This is a genomic window from Paeniglutamicibacter psychrophenolicus (genome assembly GCF_030812255.1).
In the GTDB taxonomy this organism is placed as follows: domain Bacteria; phylum Actinomycetota; class Actinomycetes; order Actinomycetales; family Micrococcaceae; genus Paeniglutamicibacter; species Paeniglutamicibacter psychrophenolicus_A.
This window is the reverse complement of the sequence record NZ_JAUSSH010000001.1, coordinates 1-26,715: the sequence shown is the minus strand read 5'-3', so window position 1 is coordinate 26,715 and position 26,715 is coordinate 1. Positions and strand designations below refer to the sequence as shown.

The following is a 26,715-nucleotide window of genomic DNA, read 5'->3' as shown; positions in this document are numbered from 1 at the left end:
CCACCCGCACGTCAAACGCTTAACTAGTCGCCCGGGAATACCCTAGTCAAACGCTTGACCCCAAGCGGGTCACGGAGCCCGGTCCTCGACTAAGATAAAAGCCATGCATTCGACCCAAAAGCCGCGGCCCACCCCACCGAGCCGACGACGGGTCACGGCCGCCATGGTGGCCGAGCGGGCGGGAGTTTCCACCGCGACGGTGTCCCTGGTGGCCAATGGCAAGGCCAGTGGCCGGGTCTCGACCACCAACGAGGCCAAGGTCCGCGAGGCCATCCGCGCGCTGGGCTACGTGGTGGACGGCATCGGAAGCTCGCTGGCCAGGGGCGTGAGCAACACCGTGATCATGGTGGCGCCTGACATCTCCAACCCGTTCTTTGCCACGGTCATTGCCGGGGTGCGCTCCGCGCTGGGTTCCAAGTACCAGTTGCTGCTCTCCGTCACCGATGCCGGCCAGCTGCCCAGCGCCGATGACACCCGCCGGCTACTGGGCCTGCGCCCGGCCGGCCTGCTGGTCGACGCTCCCGAACTCTCGTTCCTTGAGGAGCTTTCGGCCCCCGGCCCGCTGGTGCTGCTCGACGCCCCCGGCTTCGGCCCGGAGGTCCCGGCGGTGAACCTCGATGTCGCCCACGGCGCGCGACTGGTGGCCGGGCACCTGGCCGCGGCCGGCCACCGGAAGGTCGCGTACCTCGACGGCACCACCGGCACCGCCACCTTCGAGCTGCGCCGCACGGCATTCCTTGAAACCGCCGCCGAACTCGGCATGGAAATCCCCGCCGGCGCACTGGCCGCCACCACCATCAACGTGGGGCTGGCCGCAGATGCGTTTGCCGCGGCCTGGCCCCGCTGGAAGAAAGCAGGGGTCACCGCGGTCGTCTGCGCCACCGATACCCACGCCTACGGAATCCTGCAGGAGGCGCGTGCCGCGGGGATCTCGATCCCCGGCGAACTCGCCGTGACAGGCTTCGACGACCTGCCCTACTCGAGAACCAGCTCCCCGTCCCTGACCAGCGTGAACCTGCCCGGCGAGCTGTTGGGCCGGAGGGCCGCCGAGCAGCTGCTGCGGCTGATTGACGGCGAGGAACTCCAAACGCAGCAGGTCACCCTCGAGAGCACGCTCATGGTGCGCGGTTCCACGCTCGGGACCTGACCCGGGACTTCAGGAAGCGGGCACCGCACGCAAGCGGACCCTGGTGCCGGCGGCCAGATCGTGCGGACCGCGCCCGGTGGCCAGCACCATCACGATGTAGACGATGGCTGCCGCCGTCGCCGCATTCATCCCCACATAGATCCAGGCCCGGGGATCTGCTTCGGCGCCGTCTCGGTAGACGACGCCCATCAACTGCCAGATGAAAAAGTGGGCGGTCTCCCACGGCAGGAGCTTCACGATGGTGCGCAGCAGGATCTTCGTCCGCTTCGGCACCGAGCCGTCATTTCCGAGGACCTCCAGGCCCATCCGGCGCTTGCCCCAGGTGCTGCGGTGCGGGCCGGACTCGGTCCGGTAGAGGTAGACGCCGACCACGAAGGTCAGCAGCAGGAAATACAGGATTTCGCTGCCGATCGGACCGAACATGCCCAGCGTGTCGGGCAGCTCGCCGCGGGTCAGGAAAATGATCGCGGTGACCAGGCCCAGGACGATCATCCATGCCAGGATGACCAGGTAGTCCAGTCCCAGGGCGGCCAAGCGCCGCGTCCGCTCGCTCATCCGCCCAGCCTAACGGGCGCAGACCCCGGTGCCAACGGCATTTCCGGAAAGAACTGCTATATCCTCGGTATTCATGAAGACATCGACGATGTTCACCGGTCTCAGTGCCTTTCCGCTGACCCCGCTCACCGATGACGGCATTGACGAGCCCGCCTTCGTACGTCTCGTTGAACGGGTAGCAGCCGCGGGCGTCGATTCCGTCTGTGTCCTCGGCTCGACCGGCAGCTACGCCTACCTGGACCGGACCGAACGGGCCCGCGCCGTGGAACTGGCCGTGGCCGGCGCCGGAAGCGTCCCGGTGCTCGCCGGCGTGGGCGCCTTGCGCACGCGCGAGGTGCTGCGCCACGTCGAAGATGCCCAGGATCGCGGGGCATCCGCCATCCTGCTGGCCCCGATGAGCTACCAGCCCCTGACCGATGACGAGGTCTTCGGGCTATACGAGGATGTCACGGCAAACCTCTCGGTGCCGCTGGTCGTATATGACAACCCGACGACCACGCGCGTGGTCTTCGGCGACGAGCTGCACGCGCGGATTGCGGAACTGCCCGGCGTTGCGTCGATCAAGATCCCCCCGGTGCCGGCCGATCCGGCGGAAGCGGCTCAACGCGTCGCCTCGCTTCGGTCCCGGCTTCCCGGGCATGTCACCCTCGGCGTCAGCGGCGATGGTGCCGCCGCGGCCGGACTTCTTGCCGGTTGCCATGCCTGGTATAGCGTCATGGCCGGCATCCTGCCCGGGCAGTGCTTGGCGATCACCCGTGCGGCAACGGCCGGAGATGCGGAATTGGCGCGTTCCCTGTCCAGGGAAATGGAACCCTTGTGGCAGCTCATGGTCCGGTACGGAAGCTACCGGGTCGCCTCCGCCGTGGCCGAAGACCTTGGCTTGGTCTCCGCGGGGAACCTTCCCGCCCCGGTCCGGGGACTGGATGGCAACGGGCGGGCTGCAGTGGCAAGGGCCTTGGCAGAAATGAAGATCCTCGGGTAGGCCACCGGGAAAACCGCGTCCTGGCCCGGCTTGGCTCTGGCTCCTTGCCACAATGACAGATACAACAACTATGACCGGCAACCGTTCCGAGAGGCGCCGGAAAAGAGCGGAATGTGATGACCGGGGAATCCGGAACTACACCAACCAACGGCGTGCTGGCCGACAAGAAGGTGTTCCGGCTTCGGCTGGCAGCACCGGCGTGGGCCCTCGCCGCGGTCACCGCCCTCTACCTGGCGCAGTAACCGAGTACGTGCACGGCAGAAAATCGCTCTTCCAATTCGGGATGACCCACCGACTTCTGGGTGGAAAACCCTGCGATCACTAGGTACGACGGGGACCCGCCAAGATTGTCCACAACCTGTTGCATCCATCCCCGGTGTGCGATCGACCGTGGAATAATCGCTGTATGGCCGCCGAAATGTCTTCAGGTACATACCGCATCACGACAGCGACTGGCAGCGTCTACGACTTGGTGATCGGGCCCGAGGGGCCGACCCTGACCCGCAGGCCCGGGGAGCTTCCGGTGCATCCGTCCATGGATGGTGCCGAGACCAATCCCTTGCGCCGCGACACCGAGGCAATCACGGTACTGGCTGTCCACCAGTTAGCGGTGGGCCAGCCAGCTGTTTTTGTCCTGGATCTTCGCCGCGACGGCATCCCAACGCTTCGAACCACGTCCACCGTGCTCACAATCAACCATCTGAGTTGACCATGCAATTTCGAAAAGGGCCTTCTGGGCCGCAATTCGATGCACAAGGAAAAGGTAGGCCATCTTCATATTGCAAAGGACACTCAGAAAGCCCTACCTCCCTTTAGGTGAAAGGAAGTAGGGCCTGCGGTGTGGAGCCCCCTGCCGGATTCGAACCGGCGACCCTCGCTTTACAAGAGCGATGCTCTGGCCAACTGAGCTAAGGAGGCGTGCTGCCCGGGTCCGTGTGAATACGACCCAAGTGCAGGAACTAGCGTAACCGACATTCATCGGCAGGATGAAACCGGCAGCGTGACGATCGCTGGCCCCGGCTCCATCAGTCGGGTGGTTCACCGGCACACCGCGAACCACCCAACTTCATGCTGGAACCACGGTGCTACTTGTTCGCCTTGATTGCTGCGTCGACGACGGCAGCGAAGTCGGGCTCGGCGTTCGGGTCCCACGGCTTGTCCTGGACGAACACGCTCGGAGTGCCGCCAATGGCATCGACGCGGGCTGCCGCGTCGGTGAACTTCGCGAACGGGCGGAAGGTTCCGTCATTGATGCAGCTGGCAACATCGGCGCCGTTGTCCTTGGCCAGCTGGATCAGCTGCTTGTTCTTCATTTCACCCTCGGGGTAGTGCGCAAACACCGCCTTGGAGAACGGAAGGTACGAGGCCGGAGCCGCATCGGCCACGCAGGCCAGTGCATTGGCACCGCGCGAGGAGTAGTTCGTCGGCGATGCCCCATCCAGGAAGGCCACGGTCCGGTACTCAACCGTTACGTCGCCGGCGGCAAGCCAGGTGCTGATCTGGTCGGCGTACTCGGTCTCAAAGTCGGCGCAGTGCACGCAGTTGACATCGACGTAGAGCAGCAGGTTGATCGGATCACCCTTGGGCGCTGCCTTGTATTCCCGCGGAGTCGGCGTCGCACCTTCGGCCGGGGCCGTGCCCACCTTGTTGATGTCGACGGTGAGCCCCGAAGTGTCGGCAAGGGTCTTGTCGGAGGTTAGCGTAATACCGCCGGCCGCGTTGCCGCCCTTTGGCACTGCACCCGTGTCGGCAACAGTGCCCGAGTTCTTCTGCAGGACGAGGGCCACGACCAACGCAACCACGGCAAGCACCGCAACCAGGACGCCCAACTTGATAAACAGGGATTTGCGCTTGTCAGCAGCTTCTTGTGCCGCGTGCATTTTCTGTGCCTGCTCGCGCGCGCTTGCGGTCCGCTCGGCCTTGCTCGGCCGCTGGCTATTCGATGCCATAGGTCAAAACGTCCTTTAAAATTGGAATGGTACTCCCCCGACCAAACCAGTTTAGGGTACGGGGGTCGCGTAGCTTAGCGCCGCCGTGTCGCTTACATCACGTAGTTACCCTAAGCTCAAGATCAATCTTGAGTATTAGAACGGAGGGTCAACATGCAAACGGATCAGAAGGCCGAATATGAATCCGGTAGCGAGAAACAAAGCTACGACTTCATCGTGGTGGCCAATCGACTTCCAGTGGACCGGGTAGAGGGCGACGACGGCGAGCTGTCGTGGCGACGCTCCCCCGGAGGCCTGGTAACGGCCATTGCCCCGGTCATGCAGGAATCGGACGGCGCCTGGGTCGGCTGGCACGGAGCCACCGACGAGGAGCTCGAGCCATTCGAAAACGACCGGATCCACCTCATCCCCGTCCCGCTGGACGAGGAGGACCTGGAACTCTACTACGAGGGATTCTCGAACTCGACCCTCTGGCCGCTCTATCACGACGTGATCGTGCCGCCAGAATTCCACCGGACCTGGTGGGACAACTACAAGAAGGTCAACAAGCGCTTCGCCGACGCCACGGCAAGGATTGCCGCCCAAGGCGCAACGGTCTGGGTGCAGGACTACCAGCTGCAGCTCGTGCCCAAGCTCCTGCGCGAGGCACGCCCGGACTTGCGCATCGGCTTCTTCAACCACATTCCCTTCCCGTCCCCCGGGATTTTCTCCCAGCTGCCCTGGCGCAAGCAGATCCTCGAAGGGCTGGCCGGCGCCGATGTCGTGGGTTTCCAACGCACCGCCGATGCCAGCAACTTCCTGCGCTGCATGCGCCGCTACACGGACCGCACGGTCAAGGGCTCGCTGGCGATCCCGCCGGCATCGCCCGAAGCCAGTGGCTCCAGCCCCAACATCTGCCGCGCCGAGGCGCACCCGATCTCCATCGACACCCAGCAGGTCGCGGAGCTCGCGCACGATCCGGAGATCATCGCCCGGGCAAAGCAGATCCGCCAGGAACTGGGCAACCCGAAGACCATCCTGCTGGGCGTGGACCGGCTCGATTACACCAAGGGCATCCGCCACCGGCTCAAGGCCTACGGCGAGCTGTTGGCCGACGGGGACATCACGGTCGGCGAGGCTTGCCTAGTGCAGGTTGCCAGCCCCAGCCGCGAGAATGTCGAGCGCTACCAACAGCTCAAGGACCAGGTCGAGCTCATGGTCGGCAACCTCAACGGCGAGCACGACACCATGGAGCACACGGCCATCCGCTACCTGCACCATTCGTACCCGATGCGCGAAATGATTGCCCTGTACCTGGCCGCCGACATCATGCTCGTGACCTCGCTGCGAGACGGCATGAACCTGGTGGCCAAGGAGTTCGTGGCGGCCCACACCGATGACACCGGCATGCTGGTGCTCTCCGAATTCACCGGAGCTGCGGACCAGCTGACCCAGTCCGTATTGGTGAACCCGCACGATATCGACGGCATGAAGTCCGGGATCATGCGCGCCCTGCTCATGGATCCCCAGGACTCGGCGCGTCGGATGCGCCGCATGCGCCGGCACCTGCGCGACCACGACGTGGCCCGCTGGTCCCAGACGTTCCTCTCTTCGCTGGCGTTGCCGCTGCCGGTGGACACGCTGGTCTAGGCTTGAAGATGTCTTGCGCGGGTGCAGAGCGGGAATTCTTCCCGTAGCACCCGCGCATTGCATTTGCACCCATTGCCATGGGCCAAGCCGGGAAACCTGCCCCGGCCCGGGTGTTCGTTCCATGCCCGCTTCAACTGCCTGAAAGGATCAGCTGGTTAACTATGGGTCCCATCACTCCCGACCTCGCCGATGCCATCGAATCCCTGGTCGACACCCCGATCCTGCTCATTGCCCTGGATTTCGACGGAACCTTGGCACCCTTGGTCGACCGTCCCGAGGACGCGCGTCCGTTGCCTGCCGCCTCCGAGGCCCTGGCCAGGCTGGCCACCCTGGAGAACACCGTCACCGCGCTGATCTCCGGCCGCGACCTGGCCTCGCTGCGTGCCGTGGGCAGACCGCCCGAACAAACCTTGTTGGTTGGCAGCCACGGCACCGAACGCTGGGCACCGGAAATCTTCGGAGCCGAGGACGAAAACATCGATCTCAGCGGCTCGCAGACCGCTGCCCTGGCCAAGGCCACCGGGATCCTGGAAGCCATCAGCGCAGCCAATCCGGGCACCACCCTTGAATACAAGCCCGCCTCGATCGTCCTGCACGTGCGGCAGGCCGCACCCGAGGTTGCCACCGCGGCGCTGCGCTCCGCCCATGATCAGCTTGACGGTATCGAGAACCTGCAGGCGCTGGACGGCAAGGCCGTGCTGGAGGCCAGTGTGCTGGTGGGCACCAAGGGCGACGGCCTGAACTGGCTGCGCGAGGTCGCCGACGCCTCCACGGTGCTCTTTGCCGGGGACGACATCACGGACGAGGACGCCTTTGCCGCATTGCGGCCCGGGGATATCGGGGTAAAAATCGGGTCGGGGAAATCCAGGGCACAATTCCGTCTTAATGGGCCCGGGGAATTGCCTGCCCTTTTGGAATCCATCCTTGATATGAGAAGCTTGTGATTCCATTCACTACGGATCGTCGGGCACGTACCTGCCCGTGAAAGGATTGCTGCCCCATGGCATCAGTAACTTTTGACCAAGCCACCCGAATCTACCCGGGTGCCACCAAGCCCAGCGTTGACAAGATTTCCCTGGAGATCGCCGACGGCGAATTCCTGGTTCTTGTCGGACCCTCCGGCTGCGGAAAGTCCACGACCCTGCGCATGCTCGCCGGCCTGGAAGACATCAACTCCGGACGCATCCTCATTGGCGACCGCGATGTCACCAACGTTCCGCCCAAGGATCGCGACATCGCCATGGTCTTCCAGAACTACGCGCTCTACCCGCACATGACCGTGGGCGACAACATGGGCTTTGCCCTGAAGATCGCGGGCATCGACAAGGAAGAGCGCGCACGCCGCGTGCAGGAAGCGGCAAAGCTTCTTGACCTCGAGGACTACCTGGACCGCAAGCCGAAGGCTCTCTCCGGCGGCCAGCGCCAGCGTGTTGCCATGGGCCGGGCCATCGTGCGCAGCCCGCAGGTCTTCCTCATGGATGAGCCACTGTCGAACCTCGATGCCAAGCTCCGTGTGCAGACCCGCACGCAGATCGCGTCGCTGACCCGCCGCCTGGGCGTCACCACGGTATATGTGACCCACGACCAGGTCGAGGCACTGACCATGGGCGACCGCGTGGCAGTTCTCAAGGACGGCCTGCTGCAGCAGGTCGGCACCCCGCGCGAACTCTACGACACGCCGCAGAACGTCTTCGTCGCCGGCTTCATCGGCTCTCCTGCCATGAACCTGCTGGAACTTCCGGTGGCCGACGGCGGTGTCGCCTTCGGCGGCACCATCTACCCGGTGGCTTCGGCAACGCTGCAGGCCGCAACCGGCAACTCGGTGACCCTGGGCGTGCGTCCCGAAGACCTGGACCAGGTCGGTGCTGACGAAGGCCTCTCGGTCGAGGTCGACGTCGTTGAGGAACTCGGCGCCGACGCCTACGTCTACGGACACACCTTCGTGGGCGGCACCGAATACCAGATGGTCGTGCGCGTCGACGGCCGCAAGCCCCCGTTCAAGGGTGAAACCATCCACGTGCTGCCGAAGGTCGGACACGTCCACCTCTTCGACACCGCCTCCGGCGAACGCCTGGCCGAGCCGGCCAACAGCGGGACACACGCACAGGTGGCCAGCGAGGTCTAGGCCGCTTGCCTGTCGTCGTGGGTCTTGCGACATAGGCCAATGGCGGCCGTATTCAGCCAGCGCTGGGTACGGCCGCCTTTGCATATCCATCATTTCCCCCTCCCCACCGCAGCAAGAAACGGCATCCACGCCATGATTCGCCACACCGCCAATTGGCACGACGAACCCACCAACCATGCCCAGTCCGGCAAGCTGCCGCGCGAGACTTCCCCGGCCTCGACCCCGGCTGTGTCCGGCTCGCTATCGATCACCGCGGCCACCGCCGACCCCGGCCTGCTGGATTTGCCGTGGCAGCTCCCGCTGGAGGACTGGCCGGCCGACACCCTCGCCCCGCTGCCGCGCGGCATCTCCCGGCATGTGGTGCGCTTCGCCATGATGGGCGGAGCGGTCATTGCCATCAAGGAAACCGGCGAACACGTGGCCCGGCACGAGTACCACATGCTGCGCAAGCTGCGCCGGCTGTCTGCCCCCTGCGTGGAACCGGTCGCGGTGATCACCGGGCGCAAGGACACCGAGGGCAACGACCTGGATCCGGTGCTGGTCACCCGGCACCTGAGGTACTCCCTGCCCTACCGCGCCCTGTTCTCGCAGAAGCTGCGTCGCGACACCCTCACCCGGCTCATCGATGCGCAGGCGCTGCTGCTGGTCCGCCTGCACCTGATCGGCTTCTACTGGGGTGACGTGTCCCTGTCCAACACTCTCTTCCGCCGCGACGCCGGTTCTTTCGCCGCATACCTGGTGGACGCCGAAACCGGCGAGCTGTACCCGGAGCTGTCCTCGGGGCAGCGCGAGTACGACCTGGAAATCGCCCGGGTCAACATTGCCGGTGAACTCATGGACCTCATGGAGGCCGGGTTGATCGAGGACACCGTGGATCCGGTGGCCACCAGCGAGGACATCCTGCATTCCTACCGCGGACTCTGGGCCGAGCTGAACGACAAGGAATCCTTCGACCTGTCCGAACGCTGGAGGGTAGACGAGCGCATTCGCCGGCTCAACGAATTGGGCTTCGACGTGGAGGAAATCAGCCTCAAGACCTCGCCCGACGGCGGCCAGCTGGTCATCCAGCCCAAGGTCGTAGACGCCGGGCACCACACCCGCCGGCTCTTGCGGCTCACCGGGTTGGATGTGGAGGAGGGCCAGGCCCGCAGGCTGCTCAACGACATGGATGCCTACCGGGCCAAGAAGCACCCTGACCTGGATGAGGAGCTCACTGCGGCCCATTGGGTCACCGATGTCTTTGACCGGATCACCGGCGCGATCCCCCGCGAGTTCCACGGCAAGCTGGAACCGGCGCAGATCGTGCACGAGGTCCTTGAGCACCGGTGGTACATTTCCGAGGCCCGCGGTTCCAACGTGCCCATGGAGGAGGCCGTTGCATCCTACGTGGAAGCGGTGCTGCGCCACCGCAGGGACGAGGCCCGGCTGGTATTGGGCCCGGACGAGCAGTCAACGGGCGCATAGCCGGCCTGAATCGTTGGGCTGGTTTCCGGCGACCGGACAATCAAGATATGGGTGATATTCCCACCAGATGCTTTGTCAACATAATTCTGCCCGCCTATCCGGTGGCGGTCTTTGCTCTGTTGCATCCCCGGCTTCCGGATAATGACGGATTCAGTGGATTCCTGCCGATCTTCGTCGCGATCCTGGTGTTCGCCGCGGGAAGCCCAACGACCGAGCGTGGCTTGGTTCGCTTCCGGGATTCGGCGTCCACCCGTTAGCTCCATGCATCCGCTTCCTTGGCCAGGTGAAATGAAACCCCTGGACCGCTGGCCTTGACGATGACCTCCCCGGTTTCATCCACTGTCACGTCCACGGCGTTGCCGAGCGCCAGCAGTGCGCTTCCCGGTTCACCGGCCAGTTGGACCGCGTTGCCCAGGTTGGTTTCCGCGACCGCACCGCGGGCCCCCACGCAGAGCACCGAGCCGGTGGAGTGTTCACGAACCCAGACCAGCAGGTTCCCTTCCGCGGCAATCCAACGCAACGAACCGTCAATCAGCGCGCGGTGGCCGGCGCGCAGGGCGGCCAGATCGGCGTAGAGCGGACGCAGGTCCTTGCCCCACTTTTCGGGTGCGTCCCAGGGCATCGGGGTGCGCGAATCCTCACCGTTGAACCCGTGAAGCCCGAACTCGTCCCCGGCAAAGACCAGCGGGATCCCCGGGAAGGCGAATTGCACGCACGCGGCGATCTGCTGCCCGCCGGCGATCATGTGGCTGGCGGCCCGAGCCGTGTCGTGGGTGTCCAGGGCGTTGGCGTTGGCAAGCCGCACCTCCCAACTGAAGCCGGCAGACATTTCCCGATGGGTCGCCACGAAGTCGGCCGCGTCGATGCGCGCCGGTCCCGGCTGCGGCAGCCCGAAGAACCATCCGTTTTGTTCCGGCGCTTCCTCCTTGGCCAGCCATTGCCACAACGGGCGGGTGAAATTGCTGTAGCTCACCACGCCCTGCCAGCCGTCGCCGGGCACGTCGGGGGCGGCGTCGGAGGTCGATTCGGCCAGCAGCATGGCCCCGGGCTTCACTTCCTCGATGCGTTGGCGCAGCATCCGGGCGACCTCGTGGTTCAGGTCATCGCTCCCGCGCCGCCCGGTCATGTTGCCCACGTCGATGCGCCAACCATCAAGGTTGAACGGGGCCTTCAGCCAGCGCACGGCCACCGAGTCTTCGGCCAGGATGAAGCGCTCGCGCAGGGCCGCGGAATTCCAGTTCAGCTTCGGCAGCGAGGGCACGCCCAGCCAGGCCTCGTACTCGGTGTGCTCCGCGTTGAAGTAGTAGTACTGCCCCGTGGACGCCCCGGGGTTCCGGTACGCGTCAACGAACCAGTGGTGCCCCGCCCCGGTGTGGTTGGTGGTCAGGTCCCCGACCACGCGCAGGCCGCGGGCATGGGCCGCCGCGACCAGGGAGACCAGCGCAGCGTCCCCGCCGAGCAGCGGATCGACCTCGTCGAACGAGGAGGCGTCGTAGCGGTGGTTGGAGGCTGCCGGGAAGATGGGTGTCAGGTAGAGGATGGTGGCGCCCAGGTCCACCAGGTGCCCAAGGTGCGCCTGGATGCCGGGAAGGTCCCCGCCGTAGAACTGGCGGCTGGCCTCTTCCCCGGTGCCCTGGACCGCGGTGTCCCAGTCGCAGGACACCATCCATCCGGCCCGGGGCTTGACGGCGCCCGAGTTCGCGAACCTGTCGGGGAACACCTGGTACATGACCGATGACTTGATCCAGTCCGGGGTCGGGGATCCGGTGTGGATCCGGAAGTCAAAGGCATCGGGGACATCGCGCCGGTGCAGCCCGGCTGCGTTGAACCATCGGTAACCCGCCTCCCCCGCAGCGTTCGTGTATTGGAGGTACCAGCGGTAGCGCTGCACCGGGTTCACCAGCGGCAGCGGGGCCTCGAAGAAGCAGTGGGTGCCATCGCCGCCGGCCTCGCTGGCCGGTTCCAGGTGCGGTTCGCCGTCGCGCAGGCTGCGCAGCCACACGGCCGCCGGCGCCCCGGCACCCGCGGGAACCCGGAGCCGCACCCGCGGCACCCCGCCCAGGCGAGGTGCTGCGGGACCCAACACGTAGGCCGGTGATCCGTCGTGGTGCGGCTGCAGGGCCAGGTCTGCATCGATCCCGTGCATCCGGTCGCCGTGCATGGTGCGTTAGCCCTTCACGCCGCCGGCGGTCAGGCCGGAGGTGATGTAGCGCTGCAGGAACAGGAAGAGTGTCATCACCGGGATCGCTGCAAGCACCGCGCCGGCGGCAAAGACGCCCCAGTTCTCACTGCGCTGCTGGGCGACGTAGGAATACAGTCCCACGGCCAGGGTCTGAGAATCGGGGTCGGTGAGCACCACGGAGGCGATCACGAACTCGGAGGAGATCCCAATGAAGGCCAGCAGTCCCACGACCGCGAGGATCGGGGTGACCAGCGGCATGATGATCTTGAAGAACACCTGCACGTGGCTGGCCCCGTCGATGCGCGCGGATTCGTCCAGCGAGGTCGGCACCGTGTTGAAGAACCCGTACATCAGGTAGGTGTTCACGCCCAGTGCCCCGCCGAGGTACACCATGATCAGCCCGAGCTGCGAGCCCAGACCAAGGGCCGGAATGATGTCGCCGATGAAGTTCAGCAGCAGGAAGATCGCCACCACGGTGAGCAGTTGCGGAAACATCTGCAGCAGCAACAGGGTCAGCAACCCGACGCGGCGGCCGGTGAAGCGCATGCGGGAAAACGCGTAGGCGGCCATGGCACCCAGGAACACCGTGGCGGCGGAGGTGACGGTCCCGATGACCAGGGTGTTGACGAACCAGCGGCCAAAGGGCCGTTCCTGGTTGGCGAAGAGCTCCTCGAAGTTCCCGGTGCCGAACTCGGTGAACAGGCTGCTGGCCCCGGCCATGGTGCCGGTGGGGTTCAGCGCCGCCGAGAGCACGTAGAGCAGCGGGAAGACGGAGAAGACGGTGGCGGCAATGGCGACCAGGTGGCGCCAGCCCTTGGCCTTGAACCATTGGCCGAAGGAGGCTTTGTTGGCCGGCACCGTTGTTGCGGTTGCCTTGGTTGTCAGGGTGCTCATTGGTTCAAGTCCTCCAGGGCCTTGGTCTTCTTGAAGCTCAGTGCCGACACTGCGGCGACGATGATGAAGATCAGGATCGCCAGGGCGCTGGCCAGTCCGTAGTCGCGGCCCGTTCCGGTGCCGAAGGCGATCTTGTAGACCATGGTGATCAGGATGTCGGTGGAACCGATGTCGAAGGTCGTGCCGTCAAAGCGCGGGCCGCCGCCGGTGAGCATGAAGATGACGTTGAAGTTGTTGAAGTTGAAGGCGAAGGAGGCAATCAACAGGGGCGCCAGGGACACCAGCAGCAACGGCAGCTTGATGGCGGTGAAGATCTTCCATGCCCCGGCCCCGTCCATGCGGGCCGCCTCGTCGACGTCCTCGGGCAGTGACTGCAGGGCCCCGGTGCACACCAGGAACATGTACGGGTAGCCCAGCCACAGGTTCACCATGAGCACCGAGACCTTGGAGAGCACCGGATCGGTGAGCCAGGGTATCTGGGCCCCTCCCAGCAGTGCGTTGTTGATGAACCCGAATTCGGGGTTCAGCAGGCCGGACCACACCAGTCCGGAGAGGAAGGCGGGGAAGGCGTAGGGAAGTATCATCAGGATCCGGTAGAACTTCTTGCCCTTCAAGTCCGCCTTGTTGAAGGTGATGGCCAGGAAGAGCCCGAGGGCGAAGGTGGTGGCCACCGAGAGTATCGCGAACCCGAAGGTCCAGGCGATGACCTTCAGCAGCGGGCCCTGCAGGTTGGGGTCGGTGAACGCGCGCTCGAAGTTTTCCAGCCCCACGTTGACCTTCCACCCGGTGTTCAGGCGGGTGCCGTCGGAGGCAACGAAGGAGCCGCGCCCGTCATCGGAGTAGACGGTGCCGGTGGCCGTGTCGGTGAAGGTGTCGGCGTTCGCGTCGTACTTGAGCTTGGGCGTGTAGACGTAGGAGGTCGAGCCGTCCGCGGTCTTCAGCGATCCGTCCTCGGGGTTGGCGCTGATCGGCACGCTCAGCGAGGTGATCTCCGCCTGGTGCTGCAGCAGCGTGGCGAAGTCCAGGGTACCGTAGCCTTCCACCCCGGTGGCCGCCCCGGTGGGGCCCGTGGTGGAGGGGGTGACGGTGTGCAGCGGCTCCTCTGCGCCGCCGAGTTTCGCCTCGCCTTCCGGGGTGGTGACCAGCAGGAAGTAGCTGCCGTTCTTTTCCAGCACGGAGGTGGGGAACTGCGGGGAGTCCGGGACGCGTTCGGAGGCCGAGAGCTGGATCGAGGCGATCGCGTCTTCCTTGGAGGAGTTGTGCCCGTCGCCGTAGTTGGTGAAAGCGATGTAGGTGGAGAAGATCATCACGAAGACCTGGAAGACCATCAGGAAGATGACCCCGGGGGCCAGGTACTTGGCCGGAAGGCCGCCTCGGCGCAGGTAGATCCAGTTGATGGCCAGGGTGGTGAGCAAGGAGATGCCGAAGACCAGCCATTCGGCGGAAAGCGCCAGCTGGAAGAGCACGAAGGCCGCCACGGCGTCGGTGATGCCCAGCAGGATGATCTTGGCGAGGATGCCGCCGAGGGAATCGGGTCCGCGGCCGTTCTTCGACGGTTTCCGCCCGCCCGGCCGCGCCGTGGACACCTCGGGCTTTTCTTCGATTTCTACCATGGTCCGGCTATCTTTCCTGGTGCGCTCAACCGCTCGGGCGGCGATGGTGTGGGGGTCCCCCAAGGGGCCCGGTGCGCGGCTGCCGCGCACCGGGCCCCGGGGGACCAATGGTGTTGCGTGCGGCTACTTGCTGCCGGCGATCTTCTTTTCGATGTTGGCTGCCATCTTCGTCCAGGCTGCCGCCGGGTCGGCTTCCTTGCCCTTGATGAGGTTCAGCTCGGTGCCGCCCCAGTCGGCCCAGACGGCGTCCATGGCCGGAACCGCCGGCATCGGGACGCCGTTGGCGCCGATCTCGCCGAAGGCCTTGACAACCGGGTCGCTGGCGGCCTTCTCGAAGGAGGCGGTCAGCGCCGGCGGGCGTCCGCCGACCTTGAACAATTCGTCCTGGGCCTCGGGCTGGCTGAGGTAGTTGACCACGAATTCGTTGGCGGCCAGGGCGTTGGTGGACTTGGCGGAGATGAAGAATCCGTTCACGCCGATGAAGGGCTGGGCGGGCTTGTCCCCGGCGGTGGGCAGCGGGTCGACGGCGAACTTGATGCCCTTGGCGGCGATGTCCGGGACGTTCCACGGGCCGGTGAGGAAGTACGGGGATTCCCCGGCCAGGAACTTCTCCTTGGCGATGTCGCCGGTGATGTTGGAGTTCAGGACCTTGGAGCCCTTGTCGCCCAGGTCGGTGAGCAGCTGTGCGAACTTCTTGCCGCCCTCGTTGCCCAGGGTCAGTTGGCTGGCGTCGTAGCTGCCGTCGGCGTTTTGCGCGAAGACCGGTGCCCCCATGGAGGTCTGCAGCGGGTAGAGGTGGTACGGGTCCGCTTGCTTGGGATCGAGCCCGACCAGGAAGGGGAACTTGGCGTCCCCGGCGGCCACGACCTTCTTGCCCTCGGCAAGGACCTCGTCCAGCGTGGTCTTGGCCTCGGGGGCGAGCTTGGTGTTGCGGATCAGGGCAACGTTCTCGATGGCGTACGGAACCGCATAGGTCTGGCCGTCGTAGGTCACTGCCTTGATGGAGCTCTCGGCGAAGTCCTTGGCCTTGTCGCCGAGCTGCACCGGGGCCACGACGCCGTTCTGCACGAGCTTGCCCAGCCAGTCATGCGGGCCGACCAGCACGTCCGGGCCCTTGCCGGTGGGTGCCTGGGTGATGAAGTCGTCGCGCACCGCGGCGAAGTCCTTGACCACGAGCTTGACGTCGATGCCCTTCTCGGCCTTGAACTTGGCAACGATGTTCTTCAGTGCCGGCGAGCGCTCGGCATCGACCCACATGGTCAGGCTGGTGCCGGTGGCCGGGGCGCTGGTCGCGGCGGCGGTGGCCGCCGGGCTCGAGCTGGCTGCCGGGGTGCCGGAGCCTCCGCAGGCGGTGAGCGCAAGGGCGGAAAGTGCCCCGACGGCGCCCAGGGTGAAGGTGCGGCGCGTCAGGCGTGCACCGGGGGTCGTGATTCCCGTCATGATGGTTCCTCTTTCGAGTGTTGGGCGCCCGGTGGATCGTTCGGCGCCGGTGGCGTGAGATTTAGTGTAAACGCTTCCACTCATGTCGTCTAGGTCACAAGACAGGACGCTCGCTCGCCCGGCCGTCGCTGGCGTCCGAAAATCCGCTGATTCACTGGCAATATCGGCTTCACGGAGGCAATTGGTAACTATTTGGCAACGACCGGACCTTCTCCCACTTTCCCAGGATCGAATGGAAACGCTTCCACTTTTGGTGCTTTGACCGTTATGATGGGGCGCATGTCACAGACCGAAGAGCTCCCCGCGATCCCCCAGCCCGCCGCCCCGGCCCGGTTCGAGGAGGCCACCCACGCGCCTTCGGGCAGCACCCAGTGGTGGCGCCGCTCGGTCATTTACCAGATCTACCCGCGTTCCTTCCGCGACACCACGGGCAACGGGATCGGCGACCTGCGCGGCATCACCACCGAGCTGCACCACATCGCATCACTGGGCGTGGACGCCATCTGGCTCTCCCCGTTCTTTGCCTCCCCGCAAAAGGACGCCGGCTACGACGTCTCCGACTACCGCGCCGTCGACCCGCTCTTCGGGACGCTGGAGGACTTCGACGAGCTCATCGCCGAGGCCAACCGGCTCGAGGTCAAGATCCTGGTCGACATCGTGCCCAACCACTGCTCGGACCAACATGCCCTGTTCCGCGAGGCGCTCGCGTCCCCCGCCGGCTCGGCGGCCCGGGACATGTTCATCTTCCGCGACGGGCTCGGGGACGGTGGCCAGTTGCCTCCCAACAACTGGCAGTCCCACTTCGGCGGCTCCGCCTGGACCCGCGTCCCCGAACCCGACGGCACCGGAGGGCAGTACTACCTGCACCTCTTTGACTCCTCCCAGCCCGACTTCAACTGGGACAACCCGGCGGTGGGCGACGAATTCGCCTCGGTCCTGCGCTTCTGGCTGGACCGCGGAGCCGGCGGATTCCGCGTGGACGTCGCCCACGCCCTGGTCAAGGCCTCCGGGCTGCCCGACTGGCACGGACGGGCCGACGGCGCCGACACCCCCGGCTACCCGTTCGCCGACGCCCCGATGTTCGGCCAGCCCGCCGTGCACGAGGTCTTCCGCCGCTGGCGGGCGATCTGCGAGGAGTACCCCGACGAGCGCGTGCTGTGCGCCGAGGCCAACGTCCATCCGATCGAGGCCATGGCCGACTGGGTGCGCCCGGACGAGATGCACCAGTCCTTCAATTTCCCCTTCCTGCACACCGACTGGGACGCCGCGGCACTCAAGGCCATCATCACCCGGTCACTGAAGGCCTTTGACGCGGTCGGGGCGCCGAGCACCTGGGTGCTGTCCAACCACGACGTGCCCCGCCACGCGACCCGGCTCGGCGCGCCCACCCCGGCATTGCGCCCGGGCGACGGCCTGGGCCCGGAGGACGCGCAGCCCGATCCGGTGCTCGGACTGGCGCGGGCGCGTGCAGCGACGCTGTTCATGCTGGGACTGCCCGGAGGCGCCTACCTCTACCAGGGCGAGGAACTGGGGCTGGGCGACCACACCGAACTCCCCCACGAATACCGCCAGGACCCCACCTACGCGCGTACCGACGGCGAGCGCCTGGGCCGCGACGGCTGCCGGGTCCCGCTGCCCTGGAACGATTCGACCCGTTCACTGGGTTTCAGCGATGCCGACACCGGGTGGCTCCCCCAGCCCGGGGGCTGGGAATCGCTGACCCGGCAGGCCCAGGAGTCCGACCCGGATTCCACGCTGAACCTCTACCGCAAGGCGCTTGCGCTGCGCCGAACCCACGACCTGGGGCTGGGCAACCTAAACTGGCTTGAAGACACCGCTGGCGGGCAGCTGCTGGGCTTCGGGAACTCCGGGGTGCTGGTGCTGCTGAACCTGGGCCCGACCCCCGTGGACGTGCCCGCCGGTGAGGTGCTGCTGGCCAGCTCGGCCACGGCGCTCGGGGTGGCACCGGCAGGCACCGGATCCCTGGTGCTGAACCCGGACGCGGCCCTCTGGCTGCGCCCGCGCACCGCCTAGCACCCGCGCACACCCGCCACCCCAGGACAAGGAAGCCGAACAACATGGCAAGCATCAAGGACGTCGCACTGCGTGCCGGGGTCTCGGTCGCCACAGTCTCCCGTGCCCTGTCCGGGAAGGGAAAGGTCTCCGCGGCCTCCCGCGAGTCCGTCGCCCGGGCGGCCAGGGACCTGGGCTACGTGCTGTCCTACAACGCCTCCTCGCTGGCCTCGGGGCGCAGCCGGAACATCGGCATCGTGGTGCCCACCATCTCGCGCTGGTACTTCGCCAACGTACTCCAGGGCGCCACGCAGGAACTCAACGAACGCGGCTACGACCTGACCCTGTACAACACCAGCGGGGAACAGCGGCACCGCGACGCGGTCTTCCAGGACCTGTTGATGCGCCAGCGCCTGGACGCGGTCATCACCGTCACGCTCAAGCTCACCGCACCCGAGCTGCACCAGCTGCGCGCGGTCGGCAAGCCGCTGGTGGCCCTGGGCGGGCTGCTGCCGGAGGTGTCGACCATCCGCGTCGACGACTTCAACATCGCCTCGCTGGCCACCGAGCACCTGCTCTCCCTGGGGCACACGAAGATCGCGTTCCTGGGCGGCACCGACGTGTTCAACGTGGACTTCAACCTGCCCGCCGCCCGGCTGGACGGCTTCGAGTACGCCCTGGACCAGGCCGAGATCGCGGTGAACCCGCAGTGGCTGCTGGACGCGGACTTCACCACCGCCGGGGCCTACCAAAAGGTCCGCAGCCTGCTGTCCAACCCGCGCGGGAGGCCCACCGCGCTGCTCTGCGCCTCCGACGAGATGGCCTTCGGCGCGATCATGGCCGCCCGCGACCTGGGATTGTCGCTGCCCGGGGACTTCTCGGTGATCGGCATCGACGGGCACGAGCTCGGCGAACTGTACGGGCTGACCACTATCGCCCAGCACCCCGCAGCCCAGGGCGAGGCAGCGGTGGCCCGCATCATGGAGCTGCTCGGTGAGGACGGCGCCGACGAGCCCGCCGGCACGCCCCCTGCCGACGAATTCTTCCCCACCGAGTTCGTGCTGCGCACCTCCACCGCGCCCCCGGCCTGACCGCTGGCCAACACCCCGGGCCTGCGCAGGATCCCGGGCCCCACAAGTAGATAGGCTGGAACCATGTCGCTACCCGTGGACGCCGCCAGCGCGTCGGATGCCCAGAACGAAGCCTTTTCGCCCTATGCGTTGCAGCCGGTGTTGCACGAGCCATCGGCCGGCGACCAGTGGTGGCGCCGCGCGGTGATCTACCAGATCTACCCGCGCTCCTTCAAGGATTCCACCGGCTCCGGCATGGGCGACCTGGCCGGCATCACCGCCGAGCTGCCCAAGATCGCGACCCTGGGCGTGGATGCCATCTGGCTCTCCCCCTTCTTCCCCTCCCCGCAAAGGGACGCCGGCTACGACGTGTCCGACTACCGCGGCGTGGATAAGCTCTTCGGCACCATCGAGGATGCCAAGACGCTGATCAGCGCCGCCGCGTCCTTCGGCATCAAGATCATCATCGACATCGTCCCCAACCACTGCTCCAACGAGCACGCCCTGTTCACCGCGGCCCTGGCCGCCGCGCCCGGCTCCCCCGAGCGGGCCATGTTCCACTTTGCCGACGGGCTGGGCGAGGGTGGGAACACCCCGCCGAACAACTGGCAATCCCTCTTCGGCGGCTCGGGCTGGACCCGCGTTCCGAACCCCGACGGAACCCAAGGCCAGTACTACTTCCATCTCTTCGACGCGACCCAACCGGACTTCAACTGGCGCAACCCCGCGGTGCAGGAGGAGTTCGAGAAGACGCTGCGCTTTTGGCTGGATGCCGGGGCCGGGGGCTTCCGGATCGACGTCGCCCACGCGATGTTCAAGAAGGAGGGCATGCCCGACTGGGGCGGGGCACCGGACGGCACCCCGCGGCCCGGTTTCCCCTTCGCCGACGCCCCCATGTTCGGGCAGCCCGAGCTGCACCAGGTCTTCGCCCGCTGGCGGGAGATCTGCGATCAGTACCCCGGGGAGCCGGTGCTCTGCTCGGAGGCCAACGTGCGCCCGCTGACCCGGCTGGCCGACTGGGTCGCCCCGGGCCAGATGCACCAGAGTTTCAACTTCGATTTCCTGCGCACCCTGTGGGACCGCGACGCCCTGGCCGAGGTCATCGGTGACTCGCTGGCCGCCTTCGACGCCGTGGATGCGCCGACCACCTGGGTGCTGTCCAACCACGACGTCTCCCGCCACGCCACCCGCTTCGGGTACGACGGCCGTGCCATGGACCTGGGCGACGGGATCGGACCGCGCGACCCGCAGCCGGACACCGTGCTGGGTCGCGCCCGGGCGCGAGCCGCCACGGTGTTCATGCTCGGGCTGCCCGGGGGTGCCTACCTGTACCAGGGCGAGGAACTGGGGCTGGGCGACAACACCACGCTGGAAGACGCCTACCGCCAGGACCCCACCTTCCTGCGTTCGGGCGGCGAGCGCATCGGCCGCGACGGCTGCCGCGTGCCGATCCCCTGGGTGCACGACGCCCCGGCCTGCGGGTTCTCCCCCAGCGGGGAAACCTGGCTGCCGCAACCGGAAAACTGGGCGGAGTTCTCCCGCGACCTGCAGGAAGAGGACCCGGATTCCACGCTGAACCTGTACCGCAGGGCCCTGTCGCTGCGCAGCGAGCTGGACCTGGGGCTGGGCTCGCTGGCCTTTTACGCGAACCCGCAGCTGCCCGAGGTGCTGGCCATCCGCAACGGGTCCACCGTCAACGTGCTGAACCTTTCCGGGGCCCCGGTGCCGCTGCCCGCGGGCGAGCCGCTGATCTTTTCCGCCGCCGACGGGCCGGCGCTGGCCGCCCGGGGCCTGCTGGGTGCCAACTCGGCGGCCTGGCTGCGCGCCACCGGGGGCTAGATCCGGTTGGCCGCCCTGCCCTCACGGGCCAGCAGCCAGATCAGGTAGACGCCGCCGATGCTCACGGTCACCACGCCCACCGGCAGCTGCACCGGGGCGAAGAGCCGCTGGGCCACCAGGTCGCTGGCCACCAGCAGCAGCGCTCCCATGCAGGCTGCCGGGGCAAGGCGCATGCCCGCGGCACGGTTCAGCCGCTTGGCCAGCTGCGGGGCGACAAGTGCCACGAAGGCGATGGGTCCGGCGACCGCGGTGGTGGCGGCGGTCAGCAGCACGGCCAGCACCACCATGGTCAGTCGCGCCGGTTCCACGCGTATGCCCAGCGCGGTGGCCGTGTCATCCCCCAGTTCCAGCATGTTCAGCGTTGTCCCGCCGGCCAGGACCAGTCCCAGGATCGGGACGATGGCGATCAGCGCCGGGACGAGCACCGGCCAGCCCACCCCGTTGAGGGTTCCCGCTCCCCACACCGCCGCGGCCATGGCCACCTCGATCTCCGCGCGCAGCACCAGCCACTGGTTCAGGGCCGCAAGCATCGCGGAAATGCCGATGCCCACCAGGATCAGCCGGAAGCCGTGGGAACCGCGCCGCCAGGCCAGGAAGTACACCGCCAGGGCGGTGAGCAGGCCCCCGGCCAGCGCACCGAGCGAGGTGGCCAGGAAGCTGCCGCCCACCAGTGTCAGTGCCAGCAGCGCCCCGGTGTAGGCGCCGGTGGAAAATCCGATGATGTCGGGCGAGCCCAGCGGGTTGCGGGTCAGCGACTGGAACACCGCGCCGGCCACGCCCAGCGCGGCGCCGAAGGCCAGCGCGGCCACGGCGCGCGGGGCACGCCACTGGAACACGATGGTGCTATCCAGCCCCTCCCCTCCGCCGAGGATGACGTTGACGACCTTTCCCGGGCCCATGGGGTAGTCGCCGCTGCCGATGACCAGCAGCGCGAAAAGCACGGCCAGGGCCGAGAGCAGCAGGCACAGCGCGGTCTCGCGGCCCAGGCGCCGGGCCCGGCCCAGCACGCGGACCCGGGCGGCTGCCGGGGCTTCCGGCGCGGCGCTCATACGGCGACCGGCTTCTTGCGGCGGGCCAGCAGGATCAGCACCGGGGCGCCCACAAACGCGCAGACCACCCCGGCCTCAAGTTCCCCGGGGATGACGACCCGGCCCAGCACGTCGGCCAGCAGCAGGATGATCGGGGCGAGCACCGCGGTGTAGGCCAGCATCCAGCGGGCGTCGGGCCCGGAAAAGCGACGGGCCAGGTGCGGTGCCATCAAACCCAGGAAGCTGATCGCGCCCACCGCTGCGGTGGCCGCACCGGCCAGCACCGTGACGGCCAGCAGGATCAGCACGCGGGCCCGTCCCACCTTGTAGCCCAGGGCCAGGGCGGTGTCGTCCCCCAGGGCCAGGGCGTTGAGCGAGCGGCCGGTGAAGGCCGCCAGCACGACACCCACCAGCACGGCGATTCCCAGCGGGGCCAGCACGTCCGCGGAGCGGCCTTCCAGGGAGCCGATGGTCCAGGCCCGCAGCTGGTCGAAGGCCGAGGGGTGCACCAGTGCCAGCGCGGTTCCGATCCCGGAGAGCACCGCGCCCAGGGCCACCCCGGCCAGCACCAGCCGGACCGGGTCGTTGGATCGGGCCCCGGCCATCCCGACCAGGTACACGGCGCCGGTGGCCAGCACCGCACCGCCGAAGGCGAACCAGACGTAGCCGTTGAACCCGTTGATCCCGAAGGTGCCCACGGCAATGACGATGGCCAGCGAGGCGCCGGCGTTCACGCCCAGGATCCCGGGTTCGGCCAGGGCGTTGCGGGTCATGGATTGGACCAGCGCCCCGGCGATGCCCAGCGCGCTTCCGGCCAGGACGCCCAAAACGGCGCGCGGGAGGCGGGAGTCGCGGATGATGGCGTGGTCGGCGGAGTCGTTGGGGTTCAGCAGGGCATCCAAGACCACCGGGAACTCGATGTGCTTGGACCCCACGGCCAGGGAGAAGAGCGCCAGCAGCGCCAGCAACAATGCGAAACACAGCAAAAGGCCCGAGCGATGCGCGAGCGCGCCCGGAATCTTCGCGGGCAGCAGCGGTCCCATGGTCGTCGTCGAGCAGCCACTGGCTGCTTTATCGGTGCTGGCTTGGGTGTTTTCGGGGTTCACCGCAGCGGGGGTGGGACTGGCCACGCATCGTCTCCTTAGCTTCGAACCGTTCAACACTACCGCGTCGACGTCCCCCTCGAACAACACCGCTTAGGCACGGGCAACTTCAATACGATACATTTGCGTAGTGAAATTGATTTCTTCGAGCCTTCGGCCCCGTTTCGGCGCCGCCAAGGCAGCAGCCGCCCTGTTCCTGATCGCGCTGACCGCGGGCTGTGCAGCCGGCGGCTCCACCGACACCGCGCCGGGCAACTCCGACGTCGCCGTCGGCGGGGAGCGCTTCTCCACCGCGGACGAGGCCACCGCCAAGTTCGGCGCCAACACGGCCCCGGGCGTCTTCCCGCGCACGCTGACCCATGCCAACGGCACCACCGAGATCGCCAAGAAGCCCGAGCGCGTCGTGGTGCTGGACACCGGCGAACTCGACGCCGTGCTGTCCCTGGGAATCACCCCGGTCGGCATCCCCTCCACCGAGGGCGCCAACTCGATCCCCAGCTACCTGGCCGACGCGGTCAAGGGCGCCAAGACCGTGGGCACCATCCAGGAACTGAACCTCGAGGCCGTTGCCGCGCTGAAGCCGGATCTGATCATCGGCTCGCAGCTGCGCGCCGACAAGCTCTACCCGCAGCTTTCGCAGATCGCCCCGACCGTCTTCTCGATCCGCCCGGGTTTCCCGTGGAAGGAAAACTTCCGCCTTGCCGCCGCCGCACTTGGTGAGGAGACCAAGGCTGTCGAGGTGCTCAACGGCTACCAGGACAAGGCCACCGCCCTGGGCGAGGACGTGACGGGCGATCCGAAGATCTCGTTGCTGCGCTTCATGCCCGAGAAGATCCGGCTGTACGGCAATGCCTCGCTGATCGGCGTCATCCTGGACGACGCAGGGTTCTCCCGTCCGGCCAACCAGGACATCGATGACCTGGCCAAGGAGATTTCCGCCGAGAACCTGGCCGAGGCCGATTCGGACTGGATCTTCTATACCTCCTACGGCACCCCGGAGGCCACCGGCGAGAAGGCCGCGCTCGAGGGCCCGATCTGGGACAAGCTCGAGGCCGTCAAGGCCGGGAACGTGCAGCGCGTGAACGACGACGTCTGGTTCCTGGGCCTGGGCCCGACAGGCGCCTCGATCGTGCTCGACGACCTGCGCGGCTACCTGGTGAAGTAGCTTCGCACTTCCTGATTGATTCCTGCTTTGTGTGGGGCCCGGCCGATGCCGGGCCCCACAGCCATTTAGCCGTCAGGCCTGGACCCCGACCGAAACGGCCGTTAAATGGGACGAGCCCCGCAGGAAACCGAAGTTTCTTGCGGGGCTCACATTGGTCGGGATAACAGGATTTGAACCTGCGACCTCGTCGTCCCGAACGACGCGCGCTACCAAGCTGCGCCATATCCCGGTGTTGTACCAACGAATAAAAAGTTTACCGACTTTTCACTCCAACACCTAATCGAGGCAGTGGGCCCTGCGTCACAGGATCGCCTTGCCGGGGTTCAGGATGCCCTGCGGGTCAAAAACGGCCTTGATCTTTCGCTGCAGTTCCAGCACTTCCTCGGATTGCTCCCACGCCAGCCATTCACGCTTCACGGTGCCCACGCCGTGCTCGCCGGTGATGGTTCCGCCCACCTCCAACGCAGCGCGGATGGACTCGTCAAGGGCTGCATCGAGCCGGGCCACGCCCTCGGTTCCGTCGTCGGGGTCCACCCAGAAGGTGGGATGCAGGTTTCCGTCACCGGCGTGGGCAACGATGCGCACCATGACATTGTTCCTGGCCGCAATCCTGTCCAGGGTCCCCATGTAGTCGACCATGGCCGACCGGGGCACCGCGATGTCCTCGCCAACCCGGTACTGGTCGTCCTGGCCATCGCCGCGGCTGGCGCGGCGCATCTCGATCAACCGCACGGCTTCCTCGTCGTCGGGTTCGCTCACCTGGGCCCCGAGGCTCTCCAGCGCCGAGCGCACGATACCCGCCTCGATCTCCGCTCCGTGGCCGTCCGTGCGAACCAGCAGCAGCGCGCCGCCGCGGGCGCTGAGGTCCGAGCCGTAGGCCGCATCCAGCACACGCATGGTCCCGATATCCAGCAACTCCAGGATCGCCGGCTGCACGCGCACCCGGGCGATCGCCACCACCCCGGCCGCAGCCTGGACGACATCCGTGAACACCGCGGCGATGGAGCAGGGACTTTCACTGAGGTAACGCAGGCGAACGGTCACGGAGACGACCACCGCCAGGGTCCCTTCCGAACCAACCAACAGCGAGGTCAGATCGTAACCGGCGACACCCTTGAAGGTGTTTCGCCCGGTGCTGATCAAGGTGCCGTCGGCCAGCACGACCTCCAGACCAAGGACCGAGTCGGTGGTGACCCCGTATTTGGCGCAACGCAGCCCCCCGGCGTTGGTGGCCACGTTTCCGCCGATGGTCGATTCCCTGTAGCTGGCCGGGTCTGGCGCATACATGAGACCGTGCTTGGCGACGGCCCTGTTCAGTACCGCATTGATGACTCCGGGCTGCACCACGGCCACTTCGTCTTCCGCGCGGATCTCCAGGATCCGATTCATGCGTTCGAGTGAGAGCACGATGCAGCGCGCCACTGCATGGGCACCGCCTGAGACGCCCGTCCCGGCCCCGCGCGGCACAACCTTGACCCCGGCCGCCGAAGCGAGCCGCAGGGCCGCCTGGACGTCTTCCACGCGCTCGGCAAAGACCACGGCCAAGGGCAGCTGGTGGTCGACGATCTTCCCGAAGTCGTGGCTGTGGGACTGAAGCACCGTGGGGTCGGTTGATACCGCTCCCTCACCGATGTGCTGGACCAGGTCTTCAATCAACGCCACATCTGCGATTTGCTGGCTCATGCCGCCCTTTCGAAGCATCTTGGATATGGCTGAGCCGCCGCTGGGGGGGGCACAGCCCTCTGTGTCAGGGGGCTTAGCGCTCGGCCTGGCCGCCGGCTCCCATGAAGCGAGCATAATACTCGAGGACCTCTGGCCAGTCCGTGTACTGATCGTATTGCTGCTGGCCGATCTCCCCGGAAGCCCAACCGTCATGTGTCAAGACCACTTCGGTTCCGCTGCCTTGTTCATGGAATTCCAGGCTCACATGGGTGGGCGGGGCTGTTTCCATGCCGAGGGTGAAGTCCAGGACGATGCTATCTGGTGCTTCGAGGTGAACGACCTTTCCCCAGAGGTGCTGGTCTCCGTCTTCAGACTCCTCAAGCAGACTCCCCCGTTCGAAGGTCACATGGCTACCCGGGCCGAACTGCGAGAATTTGCCTACGGGCCACCAGAGGTGGATGTACTCGGAGAAGCCTTCAAATGCCTGGTCTGCTGATACCGGAACATTCACCGTATGCCGATGCTCCGGCAAATGGTAACCGTCTTGGGAGCTTGGCTCGTTGGCTGATGCCGCGTGTGAAAATAGTCCGTCCATCCCTCAACCCTAACGGCTTTGGCCATGAAGGTGGCTTGCGAGACATCCGGCCCGGTGCCGGTGCCGGTGGCCGGCCGGCCGGCGGGGCACGCCTGAAGCGGGTGCGGCCCCCGGCGGGTGCCGGGGGCCGGGAACGGGCGTTAAGCATCGAAACCCCCAAGCCAGTGGCTTGGGGGTTCCGGGACAAGTTGTCCGGCGGTGACCTACTCTCCCACACCCTCCCGAGTGCAGTACCATCGGCGCGGTGGGTCTTAGCTTCC

The 26,715-nt window shown here is 66.7% G+C and carries 23 protein-coding genes and 2 tRNA genes; 13 read left to right on the top strand and 12 right to left on the bottom strand.

Annotated features, from left to right (window positions below; all coding sequences use genetic code 11):
* Positions 1-103: 103 nt before the first annotated feature.
* Complete coding sequence (locus tag J2T21_RS00125; protein ID WP_307577244.1) at positions 104-1,147, top strand: LacI family DNA-binding transcriptional regulator; 1,044 nt, start codon at positions 104-106, stop codon at positions 1,145-1,147.
* Between the two features lie 9 nt (positions 1,148-1,156).
* On the opposite strand, the gene J2T21_RS00120 is transcribed toward J2T21_RS00125, so the two are convergent.
* Complete coding sequence (locus tag J2T21_RS00120) at positions 1,157-1,702, bottom strand: RDD family protein (protein ID WP_307577242.1); 546 nt, start codon at positions 1,700-1,702, stop codon at positions 1,157-1,159.
* 73 nt (positions 1,703-1,775) lie between these two features.
* Between J2T21_RS00120 and J2T21_RS00115 the strand changes: the two genes are divergently transcribed.
* The 3 genes from J2T21_RS00115 to J2T21_RS00105 all read left to right on the top strand — a co-directional run bounded on the left by J2T21_RS00115 (position 1,776) and on the right by J2T21_RS00105 (position 3,393).
* Positions 1,776-2,684, top strand: coding sequence for a dihydrodipicolinate synthase family protein (locus J2T21_RS00115; protein WP_307577240.1), 909 nt, complete (start codon positions 1,776-1,778; stop codon positions 2,682-2,684).
* A gap of 116 nt (positions 2,685-2,800) precedes the next feature.
* On the top strand, positions 2,801-2,926 hold the full coding sequence (locus J2T21_RS00110; protein ID WP_307577238.1) for a hypothetical protein: 126 nt from the start codon (positions 2,801-2,803) through the stop codon (positions 2,924-2,926).
* Positions 2,927-3,090: 164 nt separating this feature from the next.
* Complete coding sequence (locus tag J2T21_RS00105; protein WP_307577237.1) at positions 3,091-3,393, top strand: hypothetical protein; 303 nt, start codon at positions 3,091-3,093, stop codon at positions 3,391-3,393.
* 132 nt (positions 3,394-3,525) lie between these two features.
* Here J2T21_RS00105 and J2T21_RS00100 read toward each other — a convergent pair.
* A tRNA-Thr gene (locus tag J2T21_RS00100) sits at positions 3,526-3,602 on the bottom strand.
* 167 nt (positions 3,603-3,769) lie between these two features.
* The gene (locus J2T21_RS00095) at positions 3,770-4,633 is read right to left on the bottom strand and encodes a DsbA family protein (protein ID WP_307577235.1); all 864 of its coding nucleotides are present in this window, start codon (positions 4,631-4,633) and stop codon (positions 3,770-3,772) included.
* A 153-nt stretch (positions 4,634-4,786) separates the two neighbouring features.
* On the opposite strand from J2T21_RS00095, the gene J2T21_RS00090 reads away from it, so the two are divergent.
* The 5 genes from J2T21_RS00090 to J2T21_RS00070 all read left to right on the top strand — a co-directional run bounded on the left by J2T21_RS00090 (position 4,787) and on the right by J2T21_RS00070 (position 10,108).
* Entirely contained in the window at positions 4,787-6,262 is a 1,476-nt protein-coding gene (locus J2T21_RS00090; RefSeq protein WP_307577232.1) for an alpha,alpha-trehalose-phosphate synthase (UDP-forming), read from the top strand.
* Positions 6,263-6,423: 161 nt separating this feature from the next.
* On the top strand, positions 6,424-7,206 hold the full coding sequence (gene otsB, locus J2T21_RS00085; RefSeq protein WP_307577230.1) for a trehalose-phosphatase: 783 nt from the start codon (positions 6,424-6,426) through the stop codon (positions 7,204-7,206).
* 56 nt (positions 7,207-7,262) lie between these two features.
* On the top strand, positions 7,263-8,387 hold the full coding sequence (locus J2T21_RS00080) for an ABC transporter ATP-binding protein (RefSeq protein WP_307577228.1): 1,125 nt from the start codon (positions 7,263-7,265) through the stop codon (positions 8,385-8,387).
* Positions 8,388-8,519: 132 nt separating this feature from the next.
* A complete protein-coding gene (locus J2T21_RS00075; RefSeq protein WP_307577226.1) occupies positions 8,520-9,851 on the top strand; it encodes a DUF4032 domain-containing protein in 1,332 nt (443 codons plus the stop codon).
* 47 nt (positions 9,852-9,898) lie between these two features.
* Positions 9,899-10,108, top strand: coding sequence for a hypothetical protein (locus tag J2T21_RS00070; RefSeq protein ID WP_307577223.1), 210 nt, complete (start codon positions 9,899-9,901; stop codon positions 10,106-10,108).
* Here the strand turns inward: J2T21_RS00070 and J2T21_RS00065 are convergent.
* The 4 genes from J2T21_RS00065 to J2T21_RS00050 form a co-directional block, all read right to left on the bottom strand.
* Positions 10,105-12,012 (bottom strand): glycoside hydrolase family 13 protein, encoded by a 1,908-nt coding sequence (locus J2T21_RS00065; RefSeq protein ID WP_307577221.1) that lies wholly within the window; start codon positions 12,010-12,012, stop codon positions 10,105-10,107. The genes J2T21_RS00070 and J2T21_RS00065 overlap by 4 nt on opposite strands.
* Positions 12,013-12,018: 6 nt before the next feature.
* The gene (locus tag J2T21_RS00060; RefSeq protein ID WP_307577219.1) at positions 12,019-12,927 is read right to left on the bottom strand and encodes a sugar ABC transporter permease; all 909 of its coding nucleotides are present in this window, start codon (positions 12,925-12,927) and stop codon (positions 12,019-12,021) included.
* Complete coding sequence (locus J2T21_RS00055; RefSeq protein WP_307577217.1) at positions 12,924-14,540, bottom strand: ABC transporter permease subunit; 1,617 nt, start codon at positions 14,538-14,540, stop codon at positions 12,924-12,926. Before J2T21_RS00055 ends, J2T21_RS00060 begins: the two co-directional genes overlap by 4 nt.
* Positions 14,541-14,663: 123 nt before the next feature.
* Complete coding sequence (locus J2T21_RS00050) at positions 14,664-15,980, bottom strand: sugar ABC transporter substrate-binding protein (RefSeq protein WP_307577215.1); 1,317 nt, start codon at positions 15,978-15,980, stop codon at positions 14,664-14,666.
* 279 nt (positions 15,981-16,259) lie between these two features.
* On the opposite strand from J2T21_RS00050, the gene J2T21_RS00045 reads away from it, so the two are divergent.
* The 3 genes from J2T21_RS00045 (at position 16,260) to J2T21_RS00035 (ending at position 20,902) form a co-directional block, all read left to right on the top strand.
* Positions 16,260-18,014: a glycoside hydrolase family 13 protein gene (locus J2T21_RS00045; RefSeq protein ID WP_307577213.1), complete on the top strand. Its 1,755-nt coding sequence runs from the start codon at positions 16,260-16,262 to the stop codon at positions 18,012-18,014.
* 44 nt (positions 18,015-18,058) lie between these two features.
* A complete protein-coding gene (locus tag J2T21_RS00040; RefSeq protein ID WP_307577211.1) occupies positions 18,059-19,084 on the top strand; it encodes a LacI family DNA-binding transcriptional regulator in 1,026 nt (341 codons plus the stop codon).
* Positions 19,085-19,147: 63 nt separating this feature from the next.
* Positions 19,148-20,902, top strand: coding sequence for a glycoside hydrolase family 13 protein (locus tag J2T21_RS00035; RefSeq protein WP_307577209.1), 1,755 nt, complete (start codon positions 19,148-19,150; stop codon positions 20,900-20,902).
* Here the strand turns inward: J2T21_RS00035 and J2T21_RS00030 are convergent.
* Positions 20,899-21,951, bottom strand: a complete 1,053-nt coding sequence (locus tag J2T21_RS00030) for a FecCD family ABC transporter permease (RefSeq protein ID WP_307577207.1) — start codon at positions 21,949-21,951, stop codon at positions 20,899-20,901. The genes J2T21_RS00035 and J2T21_RS00030 overlap by 4 nt on opposite strands.
* Complete coding sequence (locus J2T21_RS00025) at positions 21,948-23,060, bottom strand: iron chelate uptake ABC transporter family permease subunit (RefSeq protein ID WP_307577205.1); 1,113 nt, start codon at positions 23,058-23,060, stop codon at positions 21,948-21,950. The genes J2T21_RS00030 and J2T21_RS00025 overlap by 4 nt, the downstream gene beginning before the upstream one ends.
* Before the next feature lie 103 nt (positions 23,061-23,163).
* Between J2T21_RS00025 and J2T21_RS00020 the strand changes: the two genes are divergently transcribed.
* The gene (locus tag J2T21_RS00020) at positions 23,164-24,198 is read left to right on the top strand and encodes an ABC transporter substrate-binding protein (RefSeq protein ID WP_444939665.1); all 1,035 of its coding nucleotides are present in this window, start codon (positions 23,164-23,166) and stop codon (positions 24,196-24,198) included.
* Positions 24,199-24,350: 152 nt separating this feature from the next.
* On the opposite strand, the gene J2T21_RS00015 is transcribed toward J2T21_RS00020, so the two are convergent.
* The 3 genes from J2T21_RS00015 to J2T21_RS00005 form a co-directional block, all read right to left on the bottom strand.
* A tRNA-Pro gene (locus J2T21_RS00015) sits at positions 24,351-24,427 on the bottom strand.
* 71 nt (positions 24,428-24,498) lie between these two features.
* Entirely contained in the window at positions 24,499-25,881 is a 1,383-nt protein-coding gene (locus J2T21_RS00010; RefSeq protein ID WP_307577203.1) for an FAD-binding oxidoreductase, read from the bottom strand.
* A gap of 73 nt (positions 25,882-25,954) precedes the next feature.
* Positions 25,955-26,455, bottom strand: coding sequence for an SRPBCC domain-containing protein (locus tag J2T21_RS00005; RefSeq protein WP_307577200.1), 501 nt, complete (start codon positions 26,453-26,455; stop codon positions 25,955-25,957).
* Between the last annotated feature and the right edge of the window lie 260 nt (positions 26,456-26,715).

Excerpts from the sequence above, each read along its gene's own strand:
- J2T21_RS00125 (WP_307577244.1), top strand. The coding sequence starts at position 104 with ATGCATTCGACCCAAAAGCCGCGGCCCACCCCACCGAGCCGACGACGG.
- J2T21_RS00120 (WP_307577242.1), bottom strand. The coding sequence starts at position 1,702 with ATGAGCGAGCGGACGCGGCGCTTGGCCGCCCTGGGACTGGACTACCTG.
- J2T21_RS00115 (WP_307577240.1), top strand. The coding sequence starts at position 1,776 with ATGAAGACATCGACGATGTTCACCGGTCTCAGTGCCTTTCCGCTGACC.
- J2T21_RS00110 (WP_307577238.1), top strand. The coding sequence starts at position 2,801 with ATGACCGGGGAATCCGGAACTACACCAACCAACGGCGTGCTGGCCGAC.
- J2T21_RS00105 (WP_307577237.1), top strand. The coding sequence starts at position 3,091 with ATGGCCGCCGAAATGTCTTCAGGTACATACCGCATCACGACAGCGACT.
- J2T21_RS00095 (WP_307577235.1), bottom strand. The coding sequence starts at position 4,633 with ATGGCATCGAATAGCCAGCGGCCGAGCAAGGCCGAGCGGACCGCAAGC.
- J2T21_RS00090 (WP_307577232.1), top strand. The coding sequence starts at position 4,787 with ATGCAAACGGATCAGAAGGCCGAATATGAATCCGGTAGCGAGAAACAA.
- otsB (WP_307577230.1), top strand. The coding sequence starts at position 6,424 with ATGGGTCCCATCACTCCCGACCTCGCCGATGCCATCGAATCCCTGGTC.
- J2T21_RS00080 (WP_307577228.1), top strand. The coding sequence starts at position 7,263 with ATGGCATCAGTAACTTTTGACCAAGCCACCCGAATCTACCCGGGTGCC.
- J2T21_RS00075 (WP_307577226.1), top strand. The coding sequence starts at position 8,520 with ATGATTCGCCACACCGCCAATTGGCACGACGAACCCACCAACCATGCC.
- J2T21_RS00070 (WP_307577223.1), top strand. The coding sequence starts at position 9,899 with ATGGGTGATATTCCCACCAGATGCTTTGTCAACATAATTCTGCCCGCC.
- J2T21_RS00065 (WP_307577221.1), bottom strand. The coding sequence starts at position 12,012 with ATGCACGGCGACCGGATGCACGGGATCGATGCAGACCTGGCCCTGCAG.
- J2T21_RS00060 (WP_307577219.1), bottom strand. The coding sequence starts at position 12,927 with ATGAGCACCCTGACAACCAAGGCAACCGCAACAACGGTGCCGGCCAAC.
- J2T21_RS00055 (WP_307577217.1), bottom strand. The coding sequence starts at position 14,540 with ATGGTAGAAATCGAAGAAAAGCCCGAGGTGTCCACGGCGCGGCCGGGC.
- J2T21_RS00050 (WP_307577215.1), bottom strand. The coding sequence starts at position 15,980 with ATGACGGGAATCACGACCCCCGGTGCACGCCTGACGCGCCGCACCTTC.
- J2T21_RS00045 (WP_307577213.1), top strand. The coding sequence starts at position 16,260 with ATGTCACAGACCGAAGAGCTCCCCGCGATCCCCCAGCCCGCCGCCCCG.
- J2T21_RS00040 (WP_307577211.1), top strand. The coding sequence starts at position 18,059 with ATGGCAAGCATCAAGGACGTCGCACTGCGTGCCGGGGTCTCGGTCGCC.
- J2T21_RS00035 (WP_307577209.1), top strand. The coding sequence starts at position 19,148 with ATGTCGCTACCCGTGGACGCCGCCAGCGCGTCGGATGCCCAGAACGAA.
- J2T21_RS00030 (WP_307577207.1), bottom strand. The coding sequence starts at position 21,951 with ATGAGCGCCGCGCCGGAAGCCCCGGCAGCCGCCCGGGTCCGCGTGCTG.
- J2T21_RS00010 (WP_307577203.1), bottom strand. The coding sequence starts at position 25,881 with ATGAGCCAGCAAATCGCAGATGTGGCGTTGATTGAAGACCTGGTCCAG.
- J2T21_RS00005 (WP_307577200.1), bottom strand. The coding sequence starts at position 26,455 with ATGGACGGACTATTTTCACACGCGGCATCAGCCAACGAGCCAAGCTCC.